Genomic DNA, 23644 nt, shown 5'->3' on the forward strand with positions numbered 1-23644 from the left:
GGATAGCTCACGATCTCTGCAATTGGGAAGAAAAAAAGAAGGCTGGCTGGTAGCTATCGAGACATGCTACAATAGAGGGGTAACCACTGCGGGGATTGCCAGCCACAGTGGTTCTCTGGCTTCTAAGAGGGGGGAGACCATTCATGACAGAGAGCGCAGCGGCAGCGAGGAGGCCGAACCGGAGCGGCCCGCCGATCGATGTAGACATCTACAGTGGCTCAGCGACCCCGGAACTGGCGCAGGCGGTGGCGCGCTGTCTGGGGCGGCCCCTGGGACGGCGGGAGCTGCACCGTTTTGCCGATGGCGAATGTCACGTGCAGATCCAGGAGAGCGTGCGCGGGAGAGACATCTACATCGTCCAATCGACCTGTCACCCGGTCAACGAGCATCTGATGGAGCTGCTCGTGATGATCGATGCCTTTCGTCGCGCCTCGGCGGCGCGCGTCACGGCGATCATTCCCTACTATGGCTACGCTCGTCAGGAGAAGAAAACCACGGGGCGCGAGCCAATTACCGCTAAGCTGGTGGCCAATCTGCTATCGACCGCCGGGGCGAATCGTGTCGTCTCCGTTGATCTGCACTCGCCGGCCATCCAGGGCTTCTTTGACATCGGCATGGATCATCTGACGGCTATTCCGCTGCTGGGCGAGTACCTGCGCCAGCACATGGATCTGAGCGATGCCGTGGTGGTGACACCGGATACTGGGCGAGTGAAGGTAGCCGACGTCTATGCCAACATGCTCAACATTCCACTGGTCGTGATGCACAAGCGGCGCGGAGGCAACCACGCCCAGGACGTTGAGGTGCGCGCCATCGTCGGCGAGGTCGGCGGCAAGCGGCCCATTATTGTCGACGACATCATCTCGACTGGGGGGACCATTGTCACCTGTACCCAGGCGCTGCTGGAGGCCGGAGCCAAACCGGACATCACCGTGGTTGCTACTCACGCCGTTCTGACTCCACCGGCGGAGGAGCGGCTCTGCATGCCTGAGATCACGCGCGTGGTCACCACCGATACGATCCCTCTGGGCAGTAAGACCCTCGGCGGCAAGGTCGTGGTGATCTCCGTCGCCTCCTTACTGGCGGAAACAATCGAGCGCCTGCATGAGGGACGCTCGATCAGCGCCCTCTTCCGCGACTGGCGTGAGAGCTATCCTGTCTAATATTGACACATCCTATCGGGAACGCTCATAATATAGAGGCATCTTATCATGGGTGCCACGGGCATACTTGCCCCAACCAGGGGCAGCAAGGAGCGTTTCATGCTAACCTTTGAAGATGTGACCGGTTTCTTCCTCAAGGCGGCTGCGGAGGTCGGGCTGACGGCACATCCCGAATACTGGATCAACTCCCGCACCATGGAACGTGAATTTGCCTGCACCTGTCACATCGGAAGCTGCGAACAGGTCGAAAACTCCAGCATCTGCACCGTCTCCTTTAGCTGGGGTAGTCTGGATACCGCGCTTTCCCTCGAAGGACCCAGAGGAGTCTGCGACTTCTTCCACGAGCCCCACGCCAATTGTCCGCACCTGCGCACGCGCGAGATTCCTGCGCTGGTGCTGGACCTCTCCTACTCGCTCTCCCTCAAAGGGACGACTTTCTCGGAAGAGCCGCTCCTCTCTCTGACCCAGATGCTCAGGCTGCGCGCCAGTGAGCACAGCAGCCGCACGATCGAGACCCGGCCCGGCGTCACGTTGACTCTCCAGGATCATCGCCTCGCGCCAGAGTCACTGACGCTTCAGCAGCGCGTGGAGCTCCCGATCTGGCACCCAGAGGGTCTGCGCGGCCTACATGAGAGTTCTCCTTACCACTACAGCGGGGGTCATACACTCAGTCCAGGCTGGAGTCATCGCTACCACTATGGAGCGGTGGAGGACGAGAGCGAGGCGGAGATTGTGGCCGATGACCCGCATCCCGAAGAATGGTTGCCTCGGGTCATGGTCGATGTCTGCCAGGACATTGTTCATGTGCTTGAAGCCTTGAGCGCGGTCTGCTCTCTCCCCGACTAGGCCAAGGGGGAGAGCAGACTCCCTGTCCCATCTGCCTGCCTGTCTGCTCTCGCTACCGGGATCGCCCAGGCTTCTTCTCTCTTCTTGTGAGTCGCTGTCTGCCGATCTTCTTCACCGCCAGCCTGCGAGATCGCTACTCCTTCCTTCTTTCTCTCTCTGCTATCCTGCCTGCCTTCCGCAGCAACAAGGTTCAATCAATAGCGGCGCGGTGGTCGTCGGCGACGCTCCGGCGGCAGCAGGACATCGATGGCGTCGTCAACGGTGACAATTCCTTGGAGCGCCCCCTCGTCGTTGACCACCGGCACGGCGAAGAGATTGTATTTGGCAATGATCTCGGCAACGCTGCGCGCGTCAGCTTCGGGCCGCACTGTGACGAGGTCGCGATGCATAAGCTCCTGCAGCGTCTGCTCCGGCGAGGCGACCAGCAGGTTCCAGATGGAGACGACGCCAAGCAGGTGCGGCTCATCGCGCTCCTCATCGTCGACAACGTAGATATAGACGGTGTGGCCGTCCTGGTCCAGAATATGACGACGCAGGGCCTCCAGGGCCTCGGCGCTGCTGCGACTGCCGTTCAGGGCCAGGTAGTCAGTGGTCATCAGGCCGCCGGCGGAGTTTTCGGCGTACTCGAGTAGCTCCCGGACGTCCTCGGATTCTTCGGGCGTGAGCAGGCGCAGTAGCTCCTGAGCCCGCTCTTCGGGCAGGCGAGCCAGCAGATCGGCAACTTCGTCCGGCTCCATCTCGCGCAGGATGGCAGCGGCCCGCGTGGCTTTGAGCTTCTCCAGAATATAGGTCTGGCGCTCGGTGTCTACTTCCTGGAGAATGTCAGCGGCGGTTTCATCGTCGAGGCCCTCTAGCAAGCGCGCGCCCTGGGCCGGCGTGAGCTGGTGAATGATGTCAGCAATGTCGGCAGGGCGCAGCTCGGCCAGGGGTCCACTCGGCGGACGCCGCAGCTCCTCATGCTCCTGCCTCTCGCCCCGGCCTTCACTCCTCTCTTCTTCTTCCAGGCCCTCTTCTGGCAACGGCTCCCCTTCGCGCAGTAGCTCCAGCCGCTCCCAGGGGATGAGGTTGCCCGGCGCCTCGCGCCCCCTGGCCCCCAATAGCCAGGCAGGCATCAGGCGCCGTAGCAGGCCCCAGGTGCTGGTGTCGATCCCAACGACACGCCAGTCCGGCTCTAAGCAGACATCGTTGACGCGCACTGGGCGCCGCCTCTCTAGATCAACTGCCTGCTTGTCAAGGACTTCGTGCGCCAGGCTGATCTCGTTTTCGACCGCGGCAGGAGGCGGGAGCTCGGGCAGGGCCATGCGCAGGACCAGCGCCTGATCGCGTACCTGGACCGCCAGCGGTGTGACTCGCCAGAGGCGCCCGTCCTGACCCTCTACCAGCAGGGCGCTGGCATAGGTGGGACCGTCAGGCTCTTCGCGCGCCTGCGCGGGGGCCACCAGCACATCGGTGAGTTTCCCTACGCGCGTCCCTTGCGCGTCCTCTACGGGTGCACCGAGTAGATGACTCAAATATAACATCGTGTCTTTATTTCGACATTTCGAGTCGCGAATCCGAAGCGACACCCTCGGGGGCGCGTATGGCGCCGACGTGAGCCACGCTCTCATCTGCCTCGGGGATGTTCGCGCTCATACCAGCGTGCCGTTTGCAGGCGGCAATGAAGTCGCGGAAGAGCGGATGAGGGCGGTTCGGACGGCTCTTAAACTCAGGATGGAACTGTGAAGCGACAAACCAGGGATGGTCGGCCAGTTCGATGATTTCGACCAGGCTGTTATCGGCGGAGCGCCCGCTGATGACCAGGCCGTGGGCCTCCATGCGCTTGCGGTACTCATTGTTGAATTCGTAGCGGTGGCGATGGCGCTCGAAGACAATGGCCTCGCCGTAGGCTTGATAGGCCCGTGTGCCGGGGATCAGGCAACAGACCCAGTTGCCCAGGCGCATGGTGCCGCCTTTCTCCGAGATATGGCGCTGGGTCGGCATGAGGTCGATGACGGGATGAGGGGAGTGCGGATCGAACTCCGAGCTATTGGCTCCTTCGAGGCCGAGGACGTTGCGCGCGAATTCGATGACGCTGACCTGCATCCCCAGACAGAGACCCAGATAGGGCGTGTGAGTGCGGCGCGCATAGCCGGCGGCTTTGATCTTGCCCTCGACGCCGCGGGGGCCGAAGCCACCGGGCACGACGATGCCGTGGACATCTTCCAGGGCTTCGGTATAGGCCTCGCCCATCTTCTCCAGGGCCTCCGAATTGATCCACTTGATCTGGATATCGACGTCATGGTACCAGCCGGCATGACGCAGCGCCTCGGCCACCGAGAGATAGGCGTCGTGCAGTTCGACGTACTTGCCCACCAGGCCGACGGTCAGGGCCGGGCGCGGCTTCTTGATGGTCTCCACCAGGGCGCGCCATTCCTCCATCCGGGGCGCATGGCCCGGCAGCGAGAGGGTCTGCACCAGGTAGTCGCCGAGGCCAGCCTCCTCCAAAATCAAGGGGATCTCATAGATGGTCTCGACGGTTAACAAGGGGACCACGGCGCGGGTTTCGACGTTGCAGAAGAGGGCAATTTTCTCGCGCAGCTCCTCGCTGACGGGATAGTCGGAGCGGCAGAGAATGACGTCAGGCTGAATACCGACGCGCAGCAGCTCTTTGACGCTGTGCTGCGTGGGCTTGGTCTTTAATTCGCGGGTCGCGCCCAGGTAGGGGAGCAAGGTTACATGCAGGTAGAGCACGTTAGCCCGCCCCACGTCCTTGCGCATCTGGCGAATGGCCTCCAAAAATGGTTCACCCTCGATATCGCCGACGGTGCCACCCACCTCGACAATGACAACATCGGCGTCCGAGCGGCGAGCTACGTTGTGGATGCGCTCCTTGATCTCATTGGTAATATGGGGAATCACCTGAATTGTGCCCCCCAGGTACTCGCCACGCCGCTCCTTGCTGATGACGGTGGCGTAGACCTGGCCGGTGGTGACGTTGTTGGCCTGGTAGGCTGGTTCATCGGTAAAGCGCTCGTAGTGGCCCAGATCAAGGTCGGTCTCCGCCCCATCATCGGTGACAAAGACCTCGCCATGCTGATAGGGGGACATGGTGCCGGGGTCGACGTTGATGTAGGGGTCGAGCTTCATGATGGAGACGGAGATGCCCCGATTCTTGAGCAGACGCCCGATGGATGCAACGCTAATACCCTTGCCCACAGACGATGCCACACCGCCGGTCACAAAGATAAATTTTGACATAAGAACTCCTCCTCGTGTGGAGCCTTCTTCACCATCGCGTATGAGACCGTCTTCATTTGCTCAGTCAGTCAGTCAGTCAGTCAGTCACTCACTCACTCACAGTCCGCCCGGCCCTGGCAAGCGCCTGCTACCTCGCGCTGTGCCTGCCCAGGTCGATGCACGTCCCAGGCTGGCCACGCAGAGGCTAGCCTCCGGTGCCCCTCGCTGCTGATACGACGCCTGTCAGCCCGCCTCCGGACCAAACACGGCCCCGGCGAGATCAGGGAGCACCCGGCGCTACGCTCGCCCTCCCCCCACAGTAACCAGTCCACTCGCTCGCTGACCAGATGCTACCCAGCAGGGTAGGATCGCTGCACAATGGCCTACGCTGGCAGCCAGCTCCTACGAAGACCCTTCCGGTTAGCTCAGACTGCGGCAAGAGAGGATCACGACCTGCGTTTCCGTGGGCAGATTGCTCTGCGAGATCACGAGCTTGGGCTGGGAATTGAGCGACTCCACGCCCATCTCGCGGCAAAAGGTCACCAGCGCTTCAGGCAACGACTGCGAGCCGTCGGCTGCCAGAGGGTAGTAGTGCATGGGAATGACGATGCGCGGTACTACCTGGCTGATCACTTCAGCCGCCTGCGAGGCGTTGAGGGTGTGCTCGCCACCAATGGGCACTAAGAGGACGTCCGCATCGGCGACTTCCTCAAGCTGCTCTTCCTGGAGGGTATGGCCCAGATCGCCGAGATGACAGACGACGATGCCATCTATGTGAATCACATAGATGGTATTGCGTCCACGTTCGCGCCCCCGCTGATTGTCATGATAAGAGGCGACACCAGTGATCAGCACGTCGCTGATCTCGTACTCGCCCGGCCCGCGCACAATACGGGGATTCCCCTGCACTGCGCGGACATAGTTGTGATTGGGATGCTCGTGACTGATGGTGACAATCGAGGCGCTGACCTTACCCAGGCGCAGAGGCTCCTTCTGCTGCGGGGCGACTTCCGTCTGGGGAGCGAACGGGTCCGTGATGAGTGTGACTTGTTTTCCTCGCAACTGAAAACAGGAGTGGCCGAGCCAGGAAATCTCCATGTGCAAAATGTGAGGACACCCGAAGGTGTCCGCTCCCGCTAAATTCAAGAAGAGGGCAGCCGTCAGTCACACGCTTATGCCTGGCAGACTCCCCTCTTGTGGCCTTACTGGTCGACTGTTCGCAATGGACAACATAAGTGCGGGCGGGGACTGCAGTCCTCGCCCGGATTACATTGTACCACAGGGATAGGTCTTCTACAAGGGAACCTCATACCAACCGGGCTTTTTTCCTTAGTCTGGTTGCTCGTTCGTTCGTTCGTTGTCTGTCCGTCCACTCTCTTTCTGGACTCGTCGCCCGTCTGCCTCTGACCTTCCCACCTCAGAAGGCTGGTTTGCTTGACGGGGCCTGGGTCTGCGATTTATACTGCTGCGATAAGCGGCTCCGCTTCTCTCCACCCGCTGCCCACCCGCCAAGCCCGCAAGCCTGGCAGGCTGCTGGTGTGATCCGCTCCGTTGGGCTATGGGCGGGCGGGCGCTCACCAGGCGCGAGGAGGGAGGCAAGGCCTCTGCACTCTGGCTCGCCTGAAGCATGGATGGGATGATCGTATGCGCCTGGAGGAACATGTGGCCTTTTCGACGGCAGCGGCCCTGGTAGCCCTGCCGTGGCTGAAAGAGGAGATCTGGCTGCCCTACACGGCCAGTATCTTGATTGACGTTGATCATTATCTGGAGTTTGTGGCGGCTCGCCGGCGCCTGAGCCTGCGCGAGGCACTGCGCTATCTGCGCACACCTCATCGCCAGCGCGGCCCACTGCCTAAGCCCCTGCACCATCCGCTGACCTTGAGCGCGCTGGCAGCTCTGGCCGCGCTGACTCGCCAGCGCTGGCTGTGGTTGGTACTGGCCGGGATGCTCTTTCATGTGAGCCTGGATGCTTGCAATAATGAGCTGGTGCGCGGCATCCAGCGCCAGCTCCAAAGGGAGGCTGCCGGTCGCTGTCCCGGCTGCGCTCGCCAGGTGAGCCGGCTGGAGTTGCATGCCCGCCGCCCCCTCCGGAGCTTGCTGGCTCGCTATCAACGAGCCAATTATGTGGTCCTTTGCCCGGAGTGCCATCGCCTGGTCCACCAGCAGCGCCAGACGGCGGTCGCGATCGCTGGCGACTCCCGCTAGCCCTGGCCCCGGTTTGGAACCCGCCATCTGGCTCGCTCCTGCTTTGGCGTGCTGCCTCTTCTCGACGTCTCGACGAGAGGAGGCTTCTGTGATATAATCGCCGCGAAGGTTTCGGCCAGTAGATGGCCTGCGATGAAAGCGAGGGTGAACCTTGAATACGTTGCAAGCCTGGGCCCCGGCTCTCCGGGCGATTCAGATTATTCTGTCTGTAGCTGTTATTCTCTTTATCTTGTTGCAGGCACGCAGCGCCGGCCTGGGCAGTATCTTCGGCGGGACCAGCGCCGGCTCGGTCTTTAAAACACGCCGCGGGGTGGAGCGTCTGATCTTTAATTTGACTGTCATCTTTGTGGTGCTCTTTGCTCTGGTCTCAGTGGTGATGATGTTGCTTCCCGCTTAGATCGGACCGGTCACCTCGACCTCGGTCACGTAGGGGCGCCTGGGGAGGCCGCTCTTTCTTTGCATAGGCTCGCTCGATAAGGCTGCTCCGCGCCCCCAGCCAGGCCCGATTATCCCTGGCCCTAGCTCCGCTTCGCCCTGCCCTGCCCTGCCTACTACTACCGCCAGCTCACAGCCTGGACTATAGCGGCGGCTTTTTGCGCTGTCTTTTGGACCCCCCGGCAGGTCCTTCCCTCCCTCTCGCTTCTCTCTCCCTCAGCTGCTCCGCGTCCTTCGTCGCTCTCTTGAACGATAAATCAGCATACATGAATTCATAGATGTAGCGCTGTCCAGGATCTTTGAAATCGGCAGCTATGTGCTGCGCTTCTCCGGTTGGTTGTTTCCGTGTGAGTACATTGACATGTTCCATGAGCGCTTTCTACAATCAGAGCAGGCAAGCAAGGAGCAGGAGGGCGAGTATGATGGAGCAACCGCTGAGTTTTTCGGCTGAGGCGGGCCTGGCCGAGGGGTCTGGCAGTAAGCCTGGAGAGGCGGAGCGGCTCCTGCCGCCAGAGGCGCCCCGCGAGCTGGGTCATTATCGTCTGGTGCGCCCCTTGGGCCACGGGGGCTTTGCTGAGGTCTATCTGGGTGAGCATCGCTATCTGGGGACCGCGGTGGCTATCAAGCTCGTGCGGGCTTGTTTGGAGCCAGCGATCCTGCAGCGCTTCTGCGCGGAGGCGCGTCTGGCGGCGCGCCTGGAGCATCCTCACATTGTGAGAATCTTCGATTTCGTCCTGCTGGAGGAGCAGGGCCTGGCTTTTTTAGTGATGGAGTATGCTCCTGGTGGGACGCTGCGCCAGCGCCATCCCCGTGGCAGCCGCTTGCATCCGGCAACGATTCTGCTCTATTTGCAGCAGATCGGGGCAGCGCTGGACTATGCGCACCGTCAGCGCTGCATCCATTGCGATATTAAGCCCGAGAATATGCTGATTGGGCGCGATGGCTCGCTGCTGTTGAGCGATTTCGGCATTGCGTCCCTGGCTGGCCAGAGCCAGAGGGACTGTCCGCAAGCCGAGGCCATCGCGGGGACGCTGGCCTATATGGCGCCAGAACAGCTGGCTGGTCAGCCGGAGTTCGCCAGCGATCAGTATGCGCTGGGGGTGGTAGTCTATGAGTGGCTGTGCGGGGAGTGCCCTTTCCGTGGCTCGCCTGCTGAGGTGCTGGCCCAGCATGTTCAGGCGCCTCTCCCGTCGTTGCGTCAGCGCGTGCCGACCTTGCCACCAGCGCTGGCCGCCGTGGTGGAGCGGGCTCTGGCGAAGCAGCCGGAGGCGCGTTTTGCGACGGTGCTGGAGTTTGTGCAGGCTTATGAGCAGGCTCTGGGCCAGGCTCTCCGCCCTCGCCTTCGCCCTCGCTCCCCTTCGCGACTCGCCCAAGGCCAGGGCGAGCGCCCGACACGGCGGGCCGTGATGGTGGGGATGACCAGCCTGGCAGCCAGTGGCTTGCTTGGCGGCGGGTTGACCTGGCTGGCTTTTTCTTCGTCTCAGCTGCATCCCAGCCGCCCGGCGCTGCCCGATTGCCCGCTGCCACTGAGCCAACCAACCGGACAGCCGCTCGAGGCGCCAGTCCAGATGACGCCCACGAGACCGGTCCCTCAGAAGCACCAGGGCCAGCGCCATGCTTCTTCTTCTTTCTTTCCCCAAACGGGACCCTCCGCTGCCTCGCGCTCGTCTGGGCCCGCGCGCCTCTGAACATCCCGCCAGCCTTGACAGGCCCACTACGCTTGTGTTACTTTGTACGACCGTGATGGCTACAGCTCTTTGCTTTGCTGACAGCGCTGAGCTGCACACGGCTGCGCTGCGCAGCGACGCTATTCGCCCAACCCATATCGCGCATGCTCCAGCCGCATAAGCCTGGCGCAGCTTATGCGGCAGAAGAGAGGAGCAGCGCCACCAGTGTAAACCAGACAGGAAGAAGCAGGACGCTGTTCTGCTGATGGTGGATTTTTGGCCTGCATGCTGGCTTTGAGGGGAGAGAGCGCAGCGCTCTCCGCGCCATTCTGCCTCTCCGTCGTCTGGCGAACACATCGCTGCAATCGCTGAGTCTCTTCTCCTGTGTCTGCTCTGCTCCTCCGACTGCTCTCCCTTCAGTCTCTCCTCTCGCCTTCTCTGACCGCTGCGCCAGGCCGCTTCCTTTCAGCGATGCATCCGTTGCGAACCCGATCGCTTGCAAGCGCATGTGACTCTACCATGAAAGGAACGAGCTGGATCATGGAGAAGCGGATCGAGGGCGAGGGCGAGGGACAGGAAGCGCTGCCGTCAAGAGCAGTGTCGCGTAGCGCTCGCCTGCGCCTCCTATTGGCCTACGATGGGTATAATCTGGCGACGAATGCAACCTTGAGTAGCGCGGTCTGGATGATCTATCTGGCGCGCCACGGCTATAGCCCCCTGGCCATCGGCTTGCTGGAGATGACTCTGCATGTGACGAAGCTGTGCGCGGAGATTCCCACGGGGATCTACGCCGATTTGCTGGGGCGACGTCGCAGCCTTTTGATCTATTGCGTCCTGTCGGCAGCAGCGATGCTCGGCCTGGTCTGGCCGCTTGGGCCGTTGGTTGTGCTGAGCTTTGTGCTTTGGGGTCTGGCTTTCGCTTTCCGCGGTGGCGCTGAGGAGGCGCTGCTTTGGGGCCTGGCGCGGCGCCTGGTCGCGAATGAGGACCAGCAGCAGCGCTACTTTAGTCGTTTGATCAGTCGCATGTATCTGCTGGCGCTCGTTGCGGAGGCAGCCAGTACAGGTGCCGGGGGACTCCTCGGGCAGGTGCAGGAAGCGCTGCCGTTCCTGGTTCAGGCTGCCCTCGCAGTGCTCGCGATGCTGCCCCTGCTGGCGCTACCGGAGGAACGTGGCAGCACCCAGCGGCAGCCGCTACGGCACCTGCTGCAGGGATTGCAGGCGGTGCGCGGTGATAGGGTGCTGGTCGCTCTGCTTGCGCTGGCGGGCCTGGTCGAGGGCTGCGGCCTGACCATTTATTACTATCATCAGCTCTATCTGGTCGGCCTGGGGCTGACGCTGGCCCAGGTGGGCCTGGTGATCGCTGCCAGCCAGGTGATCAGCTTCGGCTGCACCGCCCTGGCTCCGGCGTTGCTGGCACGGCTGAGACAGAGCCATCTGCTGGTCGGGCTGCTGGTGGCACTGGCTGGTGGGCTGCTGTTGATGAGTCTGCCACTGGCACCGCTCAGCCTGGCAGGCTTCCTGGTGCTCTTCCAGGGGGCGTATGCTCTCTGGCAGCCAGTGGTGAGTACCTGGCTCAATGAGCGCAGCCCCGAGGCTCAGCGGGCCACGGTGCTCTCTCTGCAGACGGGCCTCTTTAGTGCGGCAATGGTGACCCTCTTCCCGCTCTTCGGTTTGGGAGTAGGAGAAATGAGCTATCGCTCGCTCTATCGCTCGCTCGCGCTTCTGGCCAGCACTGGTTTGCTGTTGGCCAGCTTGAGAAGCTTGCTCGGGAGGCGTCGGCGAGGGCTTCGCGGGAGCCAACAGCAGAGCGAGCTGCCCTGACTGCGGCGGCCAGCGGATCGCCTACGCTACGCTCGTAGCACTCGTCTGGCACGCAGGTTCTGACCAGGCGGTAAGCCAGATGGGGCGGCGCTGGCCTGCCGTTTTTTATGCACAACTTACAAATTTTTAGCTACTCGTCAGCAGCGATCTTGTACGACATGACGCTACCGACACGTGGCCGCGCTAGAACTGAGCAGCAGACACTTTCAGAGTCTTACGAGTACTTGACGAGCTTTCTTCTCTCTCCTACAATAAGTATGCTGGTAGATTGGTAGCCAGAGGCAGATCAGGGCCAGCCTCGCTACGACAGTGTCACACGGGGAAATCCGCCCAACCCAGGGCTTGCAAGCACGGGCAAGAGAACAGGCACGATGGTTGATCATTCGGGTAGACAGCTCGATAACTATTTCCTCCTCCGCTTGCTTGGGCAGGGTAACTACGGCCAGGTCTACCTGGGCGAGCATACCCAGCGCAAGCATCTCGTGGCGGTGAAGGTGCTCCACACCGGCTTGAACTATGAGGCGCTGCGCCATCTGGTCAATGAGGCCCGCCTCTTCCGCCTGCGACATCCGCATATCGTGGCAGTCCAGGACTTCGGTCTCGAGCAGGCGCTCGGGGTGCCTTTCATTGTGATGGACTATGCCCCCAATGGGACCCTACGCCAGCGCCATCCCCAGGGAACGCGCGTGCCGCTGGAGCTGGTGCTGCACTACGTGCAGCAGCTCGCCGATGCTCTGCAGTATGCCCACGATGAAAATGTGATCCACCGCGACCTGAAGCCGGAAAATATGCTGCTGGATCAGGAGGACCGCCTCCTGCTGACCGACTTCGGGATCTCAGTGATCGTGCAGACGCCCCCAGGCCAGACCCCCCTGGAGCAGCAGAACGCCGGGATCGCCGGCACCCCCCACTATATGGCCCCCGAGCAGTTTATGGGACGCACCAGCCGCGCCAGCGATCAGTATGCCCTGGCGGTGATCGTCTATGAGTGGCTCTGCGGCGACCCTCCTTTCGATGGGACTTTCTATGAGCTGTATGCCCAGCACTCTCAGGCCTCTCCCCCTTCTTTGTTGGAGCGCGTGCCCGACCTCTCGCCCGAGATCGAGTATGTGATCATGCGCGCCCTGTCCAAGGACCCCAAGGGGCGCTTCGCCAGCGTCCACGAGTTCGCTCAGGAGTTGGAGCGCGCCGCCCGCTCGCTGCTGGTGCTCAATTATGTGCCGCGCATCCAGCCGCGTAGCCGCCAGGAGTGCTTTGATGATGGGGTGGCTTTTTATTTTCAGGGCCGCTATAAGGAGGCGGCTGAGGCTTTCTCTGAGGCTATCTCGCTGGACCCCACCTACGCCGACGCTTATGTGAATCGCGGGAGCTGCTATCTGCAGCTTCAGGAGCCTGAGAAGGCCATCGCCGATTTCGATCGCGCTCTGGAGCTGAATCCTCAGCAGGCTATCGCTTATAACGGGCGCGGCTACGCCCGCTGCGCTCTGGGCGATGATCGCCGCGCGCTCGCCGATTTCGAGCGCGCCCTGGAGCTTGATCCAACCTACCTGGAAGCCTATTTTAATCGGGGCCGCGCTTATCGCCGCCTCCAGGAGTATGAGAAGGCCATCGCTGACTATAGCCGCGTGCTGCAGCTCGACCCTTCCCATGTCGATGCCTATAATAATCGCGGCAATGCCTATTGCTGCCTGGGCAATTTCGAGCAGGCCATCGCCGATTTCAGCCAGGCTCTTCGCCTCAATCCCGAGTATACGCTGGCCTACAATAACCGCGGCAATGCCTACGATGCGCTGGGCGAGCATGCGCTCGCTCTTACCGATCTGACACGTGCCATCGAGCTGGACGCTTTTTACGCGAATGCCTATAATAATCGCGGAACAGTATATCGCAATATGCAAGAGTATGACCAGGCTTTGGAGGATTATGAGCGCGCTCTGGAGATCCAGCCCGATTATGCTCTGGTGTACTATAACCGCGGCCTGACTCGCTATGAGATGCAGGACTATGAGCAGGCTATCCAGGATTTCGAGCGCGCTCTGGAGCTTGATCCCGGCTATGTGGAGGCTTATATCAGGCGCGGCATGGCTTACGATGCTTTGCAGGAATATGAGAAGGCCATTGCGGATTTCAATCGGGCGGTGGAGCTGTCCCCCTGTCTGGCACGCACTTACGTTTATCGCGGCCTGGCTTATGCCGGCCTGGGGAACTACCGGCGGGCAATCCTGGACTACGATCGCGCTCTGGAGTTGCATCCCGACGATGCTGAGAGCTATCGCCATCGGGGTGTGGCCTACTTCCGCCTGGGAGACTACCAGCGGGCAATCCTGGACTACGATCGCGCCCTGCAATTGGACCCGAGCAATCGGCTGGTGCGGGCGAGCCGCGAGGAGGCGCTCTATCGGCTGCGCCAGGAGCGGCGGCGCGAGGCCCGCTGAGCTGGCTCCTCTCATGGCCGGACCGGCACCTGCCAGAGCCGCCAGCGCTCGCCTTCCTCTATCGGCCCGGCGGGACTGATCGCAGACGTTCTTTCCCCTCTGGATGAACGGAGAGAATTTGCTACAATTACCACAATCGGATCGGCAGGTCTTCAGGATCAGGAGTAGCATAGAGGAGTATGACCAGTCCCTTCGCTGGATTCCATTTCGAAGAGCAGCAACAGCCAGAACACGGAGAAAGGCCAGAGACAGGCACCGGGCAGGTGGAGCCGGCTCCTTCTTCTGCCTCTCAGCCCGCGTTTTCGATGGCGGAGGCGCCTGCGACGGCGGCCTCCCTGGCTGGGCCGCCCTCAGCCGACGTTCCCCTGCAGGAGAAGGAGCAGTTGGAGGAAGCGGAGCAGCTGCTGAGGCAGGCCCAGGAGCTCCGCAAAAGCGGCGCTTTGGAGGCGGCACGCTCTACGATAGAGCAAGCGCTGCAGTTGCAGCCACAGAGTGCCACACTGCTCAATGAGCGCGGCGAGATTCGCTATGCACAGAGGGATGTCAGCGGCGCCTTCGCCGACTGGCAGGCTGCTCTGGACCTGGAGCCTACCTGTGTCGATGCGATCAATAACCGCGGAGTCGTCTTTCTGGAGCGGGGCGAGTATGAGCAGGCTCTGGCCGACCTGAATGCCGCCCTCCTGCTCAAGCCTGATCATGTCGAAGCTCTCTCTAACCGCGGCGTCCTCTTCCTGCGTCGGGAACAGTACGAACAGGCCCTGGCCGACTTCAATGCCGCCCTCCTGCTCAAGCCTGATCATGTCGAAGCTCTCTCTAACCGCGGCGTCCTCTTCCTACGCCAGGGGCAGTACGAACAGGCCCTGGCCGACTTCAATGCCGCCCTCCTGCTCAAGCCTGATTATGTCGAAGCTCTCTCTAACCGCGGCGTCCTCTTCCTGCGTCGGGAACAGTATGAGCAGGCTCTGGCCGACTTCAACGCCGCCCTCCTGCTCAAACCCGACCTGGTCGAGGCCCTCGTCAGTCGCGGCGTCCTCTTCCTGAATCAGAGACAGCATGAGCAGGCCCTGGCCGACTTCAATGCCGCCCTCCTGCTCAAGCCTGATTATGTCGAAGCTCTCTCTAACCGCGGCGTCCTCTTCCTGCGTCGGGAACAGTATGAGCAGGCTCTGGCCGACTTCAACGAGGCGCTCCGCTTGCAGCCGACGCACGCCAGGGCACTGGTCCAGCGAGGCTGCGCCTTGAGAGCAATCGCCCCCGAGCAGGCTCTGGCCGACTTCAATGAGGCACTCCGCTTGCAGCCGACTGCTAACGCTTTCCAGGAGCGCGGCATTCTCTTTTTGAATGAACAGCGCTACAAGGAGGCGGTCGCCGACTTCACTGAGGCCCTGAATCTCTCGCCAGCGCCGTCGTCTAGGCTGCTATCCTATCGCGGTTTTGCTCATCTGCGCGCGGGCAATCTGCTCCAGGCTCTGGCTGACTTCAATGCTGCCCTCCAGCTTAAGCCCGACGAGGCCTCCGCCCTGCATGGGCGCGGGCAGGTCCTGAAGAAGCTAGGAGAGGCCGAGCAGGCATTGAATGACTTCAATGCAGCCATTGCTCTGCAGCCGGAGAATGCCACTTTCTATGAGAGCCGGGGGACGCTGCTCATGCGGTTCCCCAATCAGGAGCGGCAACAGCAGGCGCTGGCCGATTTCACGGAGGCCATACGCCTGCAGCCCAATAAGCCTATTCCCTATGTTGGCCGTGCCGCCCTGCTCTTTGGCGAGCTGCAGTGGGAAGAGGCCCGCCAGGCAATAGAGGAAGCGATCCGGCTCAATCCGTTCGATCCTCACGCACACCGCCTGGCAAGTCAGATCTACTACTGGCTGGGCCAGCGTCAGGAGGCGATTGCCAGCCTGTCGCAGGCGATCCGGCTGCAGCCAGGACAGGCGAAAGACTACTGGCGGCGCGCCACTCTCTATCTCCGGCAGGGCCGCTATCGACTGGCCATCGCCGATTTTCAGCAGGCTCTTCGCCTGGTACAGGCCGCCGGCTCCTGGAAGCGGAAGCGGAAGCAGAGCAGGCAGGAGCGCTGACTGTGATCGAGCAGGATCGATCTTTTGCCGAGGTACCAGTTGCCGTCTACTGCATGGGCATGAGTGGTCAATAGCGCAGTTAGCGCCGTCTCATCGTCTTGTACAACAGCCGTGAGGCAGAAGATGAGGAGGCTCTTCTACAGGCAGCAAGGCAGCAGGTCCGTGGTTCCGATGAGGAACGCTGTAAGGGCAGGCAGGCACAGAGCCGCTCGCTCCCGCTCCGCGCTATCAGCACCATCCAGCCAGCGCTCTTCGGTCCGGCGACGGCGACGCCAGGGCCTACCTGCGGCACGGCGTTCTGTCTCGCCCATAGGACGATCCGCCGCAGGCCCCGGCCAGCTTCAGCAGGGCGCTCCGTCTCAACGCTCGCCACGCCGTGGCCTCTTCCAGCGGTGGTATGCGCTTTCCTGAGCCGGGTATAACGGGGAAGGCTCCGCGCGGCTCAAGCCCAACGATCCTGAGACCAAGCGAGCGCTGGTAATGCTGCGCGAGGCTATACGCTGCCAGGCCAGCAAGCCTGAGCCAGGGACCTCGCGCTCCGGCTCTTCTTGCAGCGACCCAGCTGCTTTCTCTATCCTATCGGCTATACCGAGGATGAGGAGATCTGGCAGGTGCTGCAGCGGGCTCGGCAGCTTTTGCACCCACAGGGAGACTGAGCCTCTCTCTTGCTCTTCTTCTCCGACTTCCTGCTCAGCCGCCAGTATTTGCCCTGACCGCGAGGGTGTGCTATGCTATCCGCGTTTCTACTATAGCGGTGCAGGCCACTGCCACGCTCACGCCCAACCGGCTCCACATCTACTGATTCTGCGCGCTATCTCTGGATAGCAAAGGAAAGGAGACGTTCTTGATGCTCCCCGATCTTTCTGGCCAGCGCCTCGGTCGCTACCAGCTTGTCCGTCTGCTGGGCCACGGCCCTCTCGGCCCAGTCTATCTGGCCGAGGACCAGGAGCAACGGCCAGCAAAGTCTGTCGCGCTCAAACTCCTTACGGCTCTTCCCTCCTCCCCAGAACAAGCCGAGGGCTTTTCGCCTGGGGCCTTTCAGGCCGAGGCCTTTCTGGATGAGATCCGCTTCTTGAGGCTGCTCCCTTTTCAGAACTTTCTGCCCTGGCTCGACTCCGGCTTCGATTCCACCCTCTCACTCCCTTTCTTAGTCCGGGCTTACGTTCCCGGCAGTTCCTTGCGCACCCATCACCCCAGTGGCTCCCGCCTCCCTCTCTCTACTGTGCTAGACTATGTGAACAAGATCGCTCTCGCCCTGCAGGAGCTGCATGAGCATCACCTGCCCCACGCACGTCTGAAGCCCGAGAATGTCTGGCTGGATGCTCATGGCCGTCTGCTGCTCAGCGACGGTGTTCTCACTTTCCCCGAAGCCGATCCCGATAGGCAGATCCCTTCTCCCTACCTGGCCCCCGAGCAGCGGCAGGATCGGGCACAACTTGCCAGCGATCAGTATGCCCTGGCAGTCATGGTCTACGAGTGGCTGGCCGGCCAGCCGCCCGCGCTCGACAACTCCGACCAGCCAGCCCTCCAGCCTCCTCCTCTTGCCGCTGATGACGAGGCCCCTGGCATCCAAGCAGCCTTCGAGCTGGTGCTGCGGCGCGCCCTGGCCCCTCAGCCCGCTGAACGCTTCGCTTCTGTACACGACTTCGCTGCCGCGCTCGAGCAGGCCACGAGCGGAAGCCTGCCTCCTCCTTCAGAAGAGGTCGAGGAGCTGCTGGAGCAGGCTGAGGCCGCCTATGGGGAGGGGGACTACGACCAGGCTCTGGCCATTTTGAATGAGGCTATCCGCCTCGCTCCTGGTCATTCCGACGCCTACCTCCACCGCGGCCTCTACTACATGATTCGCAACCAGGGCGATCAGGCACGGGCCGACTTTGACACAGCTATTCGCTACGATCCCCTGAACACGGAGGCCTACCTCTGGCGCGGCGCCATCTTCAGTCTCCAGGGCCATCACGAGCTGGCCCTCGCTGACTTCAACGAGGCCATCCGCCTCCAACCTGATCTTGCCAGGAGCCACAGCCAGCGCGGTCTCTTCTATCAACGGCAAGGAGAGCATGAGCTGGCTCTCGCCGACTTCAACGAGGCCATCCGCCTCGATCCCACCAACGCCCAACTGTATAGCGACCGCGGCTCCCTTCATCGTGAGATGGGGCGGCCCGACCTGGCTCTCGCCGACCTCAACGAGGCCATCCGCCTCGATCCTACAGACGCCGAACTGTATAGCGACCGCGGCTCCCTTCATCGCGAGATGGGGCGGTCCGATCTGGCTCTCGCTGACCTCAACGAGGCCATCCGTCTCGATCCCACCAACGCCCAACTGTACAACTATCGGGCTGTGCTTCATCGCGACCTGGAGCAGCTCGATCTGGCTCTCGCCGACCTCAATGAAGCCATCCGCCTCGATCCCACTAACGCCCAACTGTACCACCATCGGGCAGTGGTTCATCGCGACCTGGAGCAGCTCGATCCGGCTCTCGCCGACTTCAACGAAGCTATCCACCTCAATCCTACAGACGCCCAACAGTACAGCAACCGCGGCACCCTTCATCACCAGATGGGGCAGCACGATCTGGCTCTCGCCGACTTCAACGAGGCCATCCGCCTCGATCCTACAGACGCCGAAATGTACAGCGACCGCGGCTCCCTTCATCGCGAGATGGGGCGGCCCGATCTGGCTCTCGCCGACCTCAACGAGGCCATCCGCCTCAATCCCACCAACCTCGAATTCTACCTGCACCGCGGCTCGCTTCACCGCGAGATGGGGCAGTACGATCTGGCTCTCGCCGACCTCAACGAGGCCATCCGTCTCGATCCCACCAACGCCCAACTGTACAACTATCGGGCTACGCTTCATCACGACCTGGAGCAGCTCGACCTGGCTCTCGCCGACCTCAACGAGGCCATCCGTCTCGATCCCACAGACGCCGAACTGTACCTCCGTCGGGCTCCGCTTCATCGCGACCTGGAGCAGCTCGATCTGGCTCTCGCCGACCTCAATGAAGCCATCCGCCTCCAACCTGATCTTGTCAGGAGCTACGCCTTTCGCGGCTTCCTCTACCAACGGCAAAGAGAGTATGAGCTGGCTCTCGCCGATTTCAACGAGGCCATCCGCCTCGATCCTACCAACGCCCACCTGTACAACTATCGGGCTATGCTTCATCGCGAGATGAACCGGCTCGAGCTGGCTCTCGCTGACCTCAACGAGGCCATCCGCCTCGATCCCACCAACGCCGAACTGTACAGCTATCGCGGCGAGGTGCGTAGTCATGCGAGCCGGTTCGAGCTGGCTCTCGCCGACTTCAACGAGGCCATCCGTCTCGATCCCACTAACGTCAAAGCCTATCTGAGGCGTTGCCTCCTTCACCGGCTCCAAGGCCACTATGATCTCGCGTTGGCCGACCTCAACCGGATACAACAGCTCCTCCCTGACGATCCAGATCTCTACCTCGATCGCGCTCAGCTTTACGAAGAGATGGGGGATTTCACCAGCGCCCTCTCTGACTACCATGAGGCGATCCGCCTGGCTCCGACCTACGTCCGCGCCTATAACTACCGCGGCCTCCTCTATCGAGAGCAGGGTCAATATGATCTGGCTTTGGCTGACGTCAATGAGGCCATCCGCCTCGATCCTACCGATGCCTCCAGTTACAATAGCCGCGCCCTCATTCATGAGAAGTTAGGGAACCTGTCCCAGGCCCTCAGCGACTACAATCAGGCGATTCAGCTCGATCCCGGCAATACGGCGGCTTATAACAATCGCGCCCTCCTCTACCAGTCGCTGGGCAATTTCGAGCCCGCTCTGGACGACTTCAATGAGGCCATTCGCCTGAATCCGTATATCGCGATTCTCTACTACCATCGTGGCCGGCTCTATGCCAGCAATGGGATGTTAGCAGAGGCTCTCTCTGACCTGGAGCAGGCTTATCTCCTCTCTCCCGACAACGAGAGCATTCGCCATGAGTTAGAGCAGGTTCGGCAGGCGCGCAAACGGCGCAGACATTGATCACCCGGGCGAGCTGCACAGTGCGCTCACGCCCTGGCCATCCCCGGTCTTCCGATGAGCCAGCCGTGTTTCCACTCGCTCTCTCCCACGGGCAGGCGATCAGGGGAGGTGGCCCCCCTCCCTCTCTCTCCTTCGGTAGCCTCTAGCAGTTCCAGGATCAGCCGACGCGCGCCAGGTCTCAGCTCTCAGGAGGTCCTTGCCCCGCGGTTTGGAAGAGAGCAGTTCCTATGCGCTTGCTCAGCCCTTCGATCCGCGACATGCTCCACCTTTTTGGTTCAGCAACCGGGCCTTGCCTCAGCTGGACGACAGTGTTATACTCTAGGGTGGATGTTGTAACCTTTGAACCACTGGATCGCCGCCAGTGCGCCAGGTCAATCCTCTTGAGGATACTGAAAGGCGAGAAGGATGGAGAAACCACAAGACTCGGTGAACTCTGCGCCGTTTTCAACACCACCACGCACACAACAACAGCAGCCGCCCAGGCCGATTACTCAGCTGTGCCCCCGCTACGAGCACGCGATGCAGATCCTCGGGAAGCGCTGGACCGGCCTGCTGATCGCGTCGTTGCTGGAAGGCCCGCGCCGCTTTGGTGAGTTGACTACGATCGTCTCCGGCCTCTCCGACCGCGTGCTCTCCGAGCGCCTGCGCGAGCTGGAACAGGAGGGCATCGTCGAGCGCGTCGTCTACCCACACATTCCTGTACGCGTCGAATACCAGTTGACAGAGAAGGGCCGCGCACTGAAACCAGTGATCGATACTATCCACGCCTGGGCCGAGCGGTGGATCGAGCTGCCTCTTCCTCCATCTTCGTGCCAGCCTTCAGCGACGGATTCATCTTCAGCTTCCCCCTGCTCCGAGGGGGAGACCTGCCCTCGCCAGGCTTAACCTCGCTTGCATCCCTGGCAGATAGATTGACCTTTCTTCCTCCTTGCTGCTATACTCGTCTTCGCCCAGGCAGGCAGGTACTGTTCGTCAGTGGCGGTCTGCACTGCCTCTGCCTCACTCCTTCTTTCTTTCTTTCTTTCTTATTGAGACTCTGCAAGGAGAACTGCGCACATGGAAAATTTATGGGCTCCCTGGCGCATGACCTATATCACGCCCAAGGATGAACTGGCAAAGTCCGATGAGTGTATCTTTTGCAGTAAGCCCGCCGCCCACGATGATGCCCGCAATCATATCGTCTACCGCGGCGAGCGCTGCTTTATGATGCTCAACCTCTATCCCTACAATAACGGCCACCTGATGATCGCTCCCTACCGCCACGTGCCCAGCATTACGGAGCTGGAGGCGGAGACGCTCGGCGAGCTGATGGCTCAGGCACAGTTAGCCTTGCGCGCATTGCGCACGCTGATGACCCCCAATGGCTTCAATCTGGGGATCAATGAGGGGAAGGTGGCCGGCGCCGGCTTCGCCGAGCATATGCATCTGCACATAGTGCCGCGCTGGCTCGGCGATACGAATTTTATGCCAGTGATCGCCGAAGTGAAGGTGATCCCGGAACATCTCGATAATGTCTATCGCCAGCTGAAGGAGACGATCGAGACGCTGCTGCACAGTTGAGCCAGGAGGGAACGATGGCCGCTGTCGGAAGCGACTGGCATGCGGCGGAAGAGGAGCAACACGAGATCGGTGGGCAGCGACAACAATACAGCCCTGGTGCTCGCTACACCAGGGCATCAAAGGCCGTTTGAGAGGAATGCCATTGGTATACGCTTCGGCAAGCCTGGGAAAGTGCCCAGGCCTACGCAGTCCCGCCACCCTACGACGTGCTCCACACCTGCACCGTCGTATCAAGAGACCCCGAGGCCAGCCGCTTCCCTTCCGGCGACCAGGCCACCGACTCTACAGGAGCGCGATGCTCTTGATACGTTAGCAACCGCTGCCCTGTGTCCGCCTCCCACACCTGCACCATCCCATACCAAGACTCCGAGGCCAGTCGCTTCCCTTCCGGCGCCCACGCCACTGACTCTACAGCAATGCGACGCCCTTGATACGTCAGCAGCCGCTGCCCCGTGTCCGCCTCCCACACCTGCACCATCCCATACCAAGACCCGGAGGCCAGTCGCTTCCCTTCCGGCGCCCACGCCACTGACTCTACAGGAGCGCTATGCCCCCGATACGTCAGTAGCTGCTTCCCCGTGTCCGCCTCCCACACCTGCACCGTCTCATCATCAGACCCCGAGGCCAGTCGCTTCCCTTCCGGCGCCCACGCCACCGACTGTACACCAGCGCTATGCCCCCGATACGTCAGCAGCTGCTTCCCCGTGTCCGCCTCCCACACCTGCACCGTCTTATCATCAGACCCCGAGGCCAGTCGCTTCCCTTCCGGCGACCAGGTCACTGACTCTACAGGAGCGCTATGCCCCCGATACGTCAGCAGCTGCTTCCCCGTGTCCGCCTCCCACACCTGCACCGTCCCATCATCAGACCCCGAGGCCAGTCGCCTCCCATCCGGCGACCACGCCACCGACTGTACACCAGCGCTATGCCCTCGATACGTCAGCAGCTGCTTCCCCGTGTCCGCCTCCCACACCTGCACCGTCCCATCATCAGACCCCGAGGCCAGTCGCCTCCCATCCGGCGACCACGCCACCGACTGTACACCAGCGCTATGCCCTCGATACGTCAGCAACGTCCGTCCCGGCGCCAGCCAGCTTCTCCAGGCCAGCCAGCTCAGCCCTCCCACCACCAGCAGGCTCATCCCCACCAGCAGCAGCCCGCGCCGCGCGATCTTCTTGCCTCTCGTGTCGGCAAGAGCTGGCCCTCCCGCTGGCTCCCTTCTCCTGATCACTACCTTGCTTTCCGCCTCTTCCTCCCGCCGCACCGCCTCCTCCAGCGCCTCCGCCCACTCCTTCACCGTCCCAAATCGCTGCTCCGGCTCCCTCGCCAGCGCCTTCCTCACTACCCCCTCCAGCTCCTTTCCGACCTTGATCCCCCGCTCCCGCAGGCTCGGCGGCTCCCTCCTTACCTTCTGCGCCAGCACTTCCGTCCAGCTCCCCTGAAACGGCAGCTCCCCACTCAGCCACTCGTACACACACACCCCCAGCGCATACTGATCGCTCCTCGGCCCTCCCCTCCCCTCCACTTGCTCCGGCGCTATATAGGGCACCGTCCCCCCCGCACTGTTCACCAGCAGCGCCACTCTAAAGTCGCTCAGCAGTATCTCCCCTTGCTCCCCTACTAGCATGTTCTCCGGCTTCACATCCCGATGCACTACCCCCCGCTCATGCGCATACTGCAACGCCTCCGCCACCTGCTTCACATACGCCACCACTCGCCCCGGCTCGACCCGCGTCCCCCGCGGATGCCGCTGGCGCAGCGTCCCCCCCGGCGCATAGTCCAGCACCAGAAATGGCCCCCTCCCCTCAAAGCCAAACTCGAGCAGCCTCACAATGTGCGGGTGCCTCAGCTCTGCAATCAGCTGCGCCTCCCGCATGAATTGCTCCACTTCCTCCCATCTCTCCAGCCTGCCCCGGATCAGCTTCACTGCCGCCACGGTGCCCAGGTGGATATGACGTCCCAGATACACCTCTGCAAAGGCCCCTTGCCCCACCAGCTGCACCAGTTCGTAGTTGCCCCATCGCTGGCCTGGCCATCCGGCCATCTCGGCGCTCCTTTCTCGCGCGCAAACAGCCCGTCTGTTCGCCTGCCTCCGCCACAGCCGGCGAGCAACGGCGGGGCGGTGGCACCAGAAGCCATGATCGGCTCCCATCGCTACCGCTTTTATAGATGATCATCTCTTCCGTGTCAAGTAAGGTTTCCTCGCGCATTGCGA

The 23644-nt window shown here is 61.8% G+C and carries 15 protein-coding genes; 11 read left to right on the top strand and 4 right to left on the bottom strand.

The window, feature by feature from the left end; all coding sequences use genetic code 11:
* The first annotated feature begins 143 nt into the window (after positions 1-143).
* Both N688_RS17820 and N688_RS17825 read left to right on the top strand, forming a co-directional pair.
* Complete coding sequence (locus N688_RS17820; RefSeq protein ID WP_156025499.1) at positions 144-1163, top strand: ribose-phosphate diphosphokinase; 1020 nt, start codon at positions 144-146, stop codon at positions 1161-1163.
* A gap of 99 nt (positions 1164-1262) precedes the next feature.
* Entirely contained in the window at positions 1263-2009 is a 747-nt protein-coding gene (locus tag N688_RS17825; protein ID WP_052890550.1) for a hypothetical protein, read from the top strand.
* 194 nt (positions 2010-2203) lie between these two features.
* Here N688_RS17825 and N688_RS17830 read toward each other — a convergent pair whose 3' ends face one another.
* From N688_RS17830 to N688_RS17840, 3 genes are all read right to left on the bottom strand, one after another.
* Entirely contained in the window at positions 2204-3529 is a 1326-nt protein-coding gene (locus N688_RS17830) for a magnesium transporter (protein ID WP_162179585.1), read from the bottom strand.
* Positions 3530-3536: 7 nt separating this feature from the next.
* Positions 3537-5246 carry a CTP synthase gene (locus N688_RS17835; protein WP_052890552.1) on the bottom strand — a complete coding sequence of 570 codons (1710 nt, stop codon included), beginning with the start codon at positions 5244-5246 and terminating at the stop codon, positions 3537-3539.
* A 399-nt stretch (positions 5247-5645) separates the two neighbouring features.
* Positions 5646-6323: an MBL fold metallo-hydrolase gene (locus N688_RS17840; RefSeq protein WP_052890553.1), complete on the bottom strand. Its 678-nt coding sequence runs from the start codon at positions 6321-6323 to the stop codon at positions 5646-5648.
* A gap of 546 nt (positions 6324-6869) precedes the next feature.
* Here N688_RS17840 and N688_RS17845 point away from each other — a divergent pair.
* The 9 genes from N688_RS17845 (at position 6870) to N688_RS17895 (ending at position 21429) form a co-directional block, all read left to right on the top strand.
* Positions 6870-7430, top strand: coding sequence for a hypothetical protein (locus tag N688_RS17845; RefSeq protein WP_052890554.1), 561 nt, complete (start codon positions 6870-6872; stop codon positions 7428-7430).
* Between the two features lie 151 nt (positions 7431-7581).
* A complete protein-coding gene (secG, locus tag N688_RS17850; protein ID WP_202901962.1) occupies positions 7582-7827 on the top strand; it encodes a preprotein translocase subunit SecG in 246 nt (81 codons plus the stop codon).
* Positions 7828-8284: 457 nt separating this feature from the next.
* Entirely contained in the window at positions 8285-9553 is a 1269-nt protein-coding gene (locus tag N688_RS17860) for a serine/threonine-protein kinase (RefSeq protein ID WP_052890556.1), read from the top strand.
* A 519-nt stretch (positions 9554-10072) separates the two neighbouring features.
* A complete protein-coding gene (locus tag N688_RS17865) occupies positions 10073-11353 on the top strand; it encodes an MFS transporter (protein ID WP_052890557.1) in 1281 nt (426 codons plus the stop codon).
* Positions 11354-11724: 371 nt separating this feature from the next.
* The gene (locus N688_RS17870) at positions 11725-13788 is read left to right on the top strand and encodes a serine/threonine-protein kinase (RefSeq protein WP_052890558.1); all 2064 of its coding nucleotides are present in this window, start codon (positions 11725-11727) and stop codon (positions 13786-13788) included.
* A gap of 179 nt (positions 13789-13967) precedes the next feature.
* Positions 13968-15863 carry a tetratricopeptide repeat protein gene (locus tag N688_RS17875; protein ID WP_052890559.1) on the top strand — a complete coding sequence of 632 codons (1896 nt, stop codon included), beginning with the start codon at positions 13968-13970 and terminating at the stop codon, positions 15861-15863.
* Positions 15864-16710: 847 nt separating this feature from the next.
* Positions 16711-19869 (top strand): tetratricopeptide repeat protein, encoded by a 3159-nt coding sequence (locus N688_RS17885; RefSeq protein WP_052890561.1) that lies wholly within the window; start codon positions 16711-16713, stop codon positions 19867-19869.
* Between the two features lie 405 nt (positions 19870-20274).
* Positions 20275-20754, top strand: a complete 480-nt coding sequence (locus N688_RS23835; protein ID WP_081838972.1) for a winged helix-turn-helix transcriptional regulator — start codon at positions 20275-20277, stop codon at positions 20752-20754.
* 171 nt (positions 20755-20925) lie between these two features.
* Complete coding sequence (locus tag N688_RS17895) at positions 20926-21429, top strand: HIT family protein (protein ID WP_052890563.1); 504 nt, start codon at positions 20926-20928, stop codon at positions 21427-21429.
* Between the two features lie 199 nt (positions 21430-21628).
* Here N688_RS17895 and N688_RS17900 read toward each other — a convergent pair whose 3' ends face one another.
* Entirely contained in the window at positions 21629-23473 is a 1845-nt protein-coding gene (locus tag N688_RS17900) for a WD40 repeat domain-containing serine/threonine protein kinase (protein WP_052890564.1), read from the bottom strand.
* Positions 23474-23644: the final 171 nt, after the last annotated feature.

This window comes from Thermogemmatispora carboxidivorans (assembly GCF_000702505.1).
Classification (GTDB): Bacteria; Chloroflexota; Ktedonobacteria; order Ktedonobacterales; family Ktedonobacteraceae; genus Thermogemmatispora; species Thermogemmatispora carboxidivorans.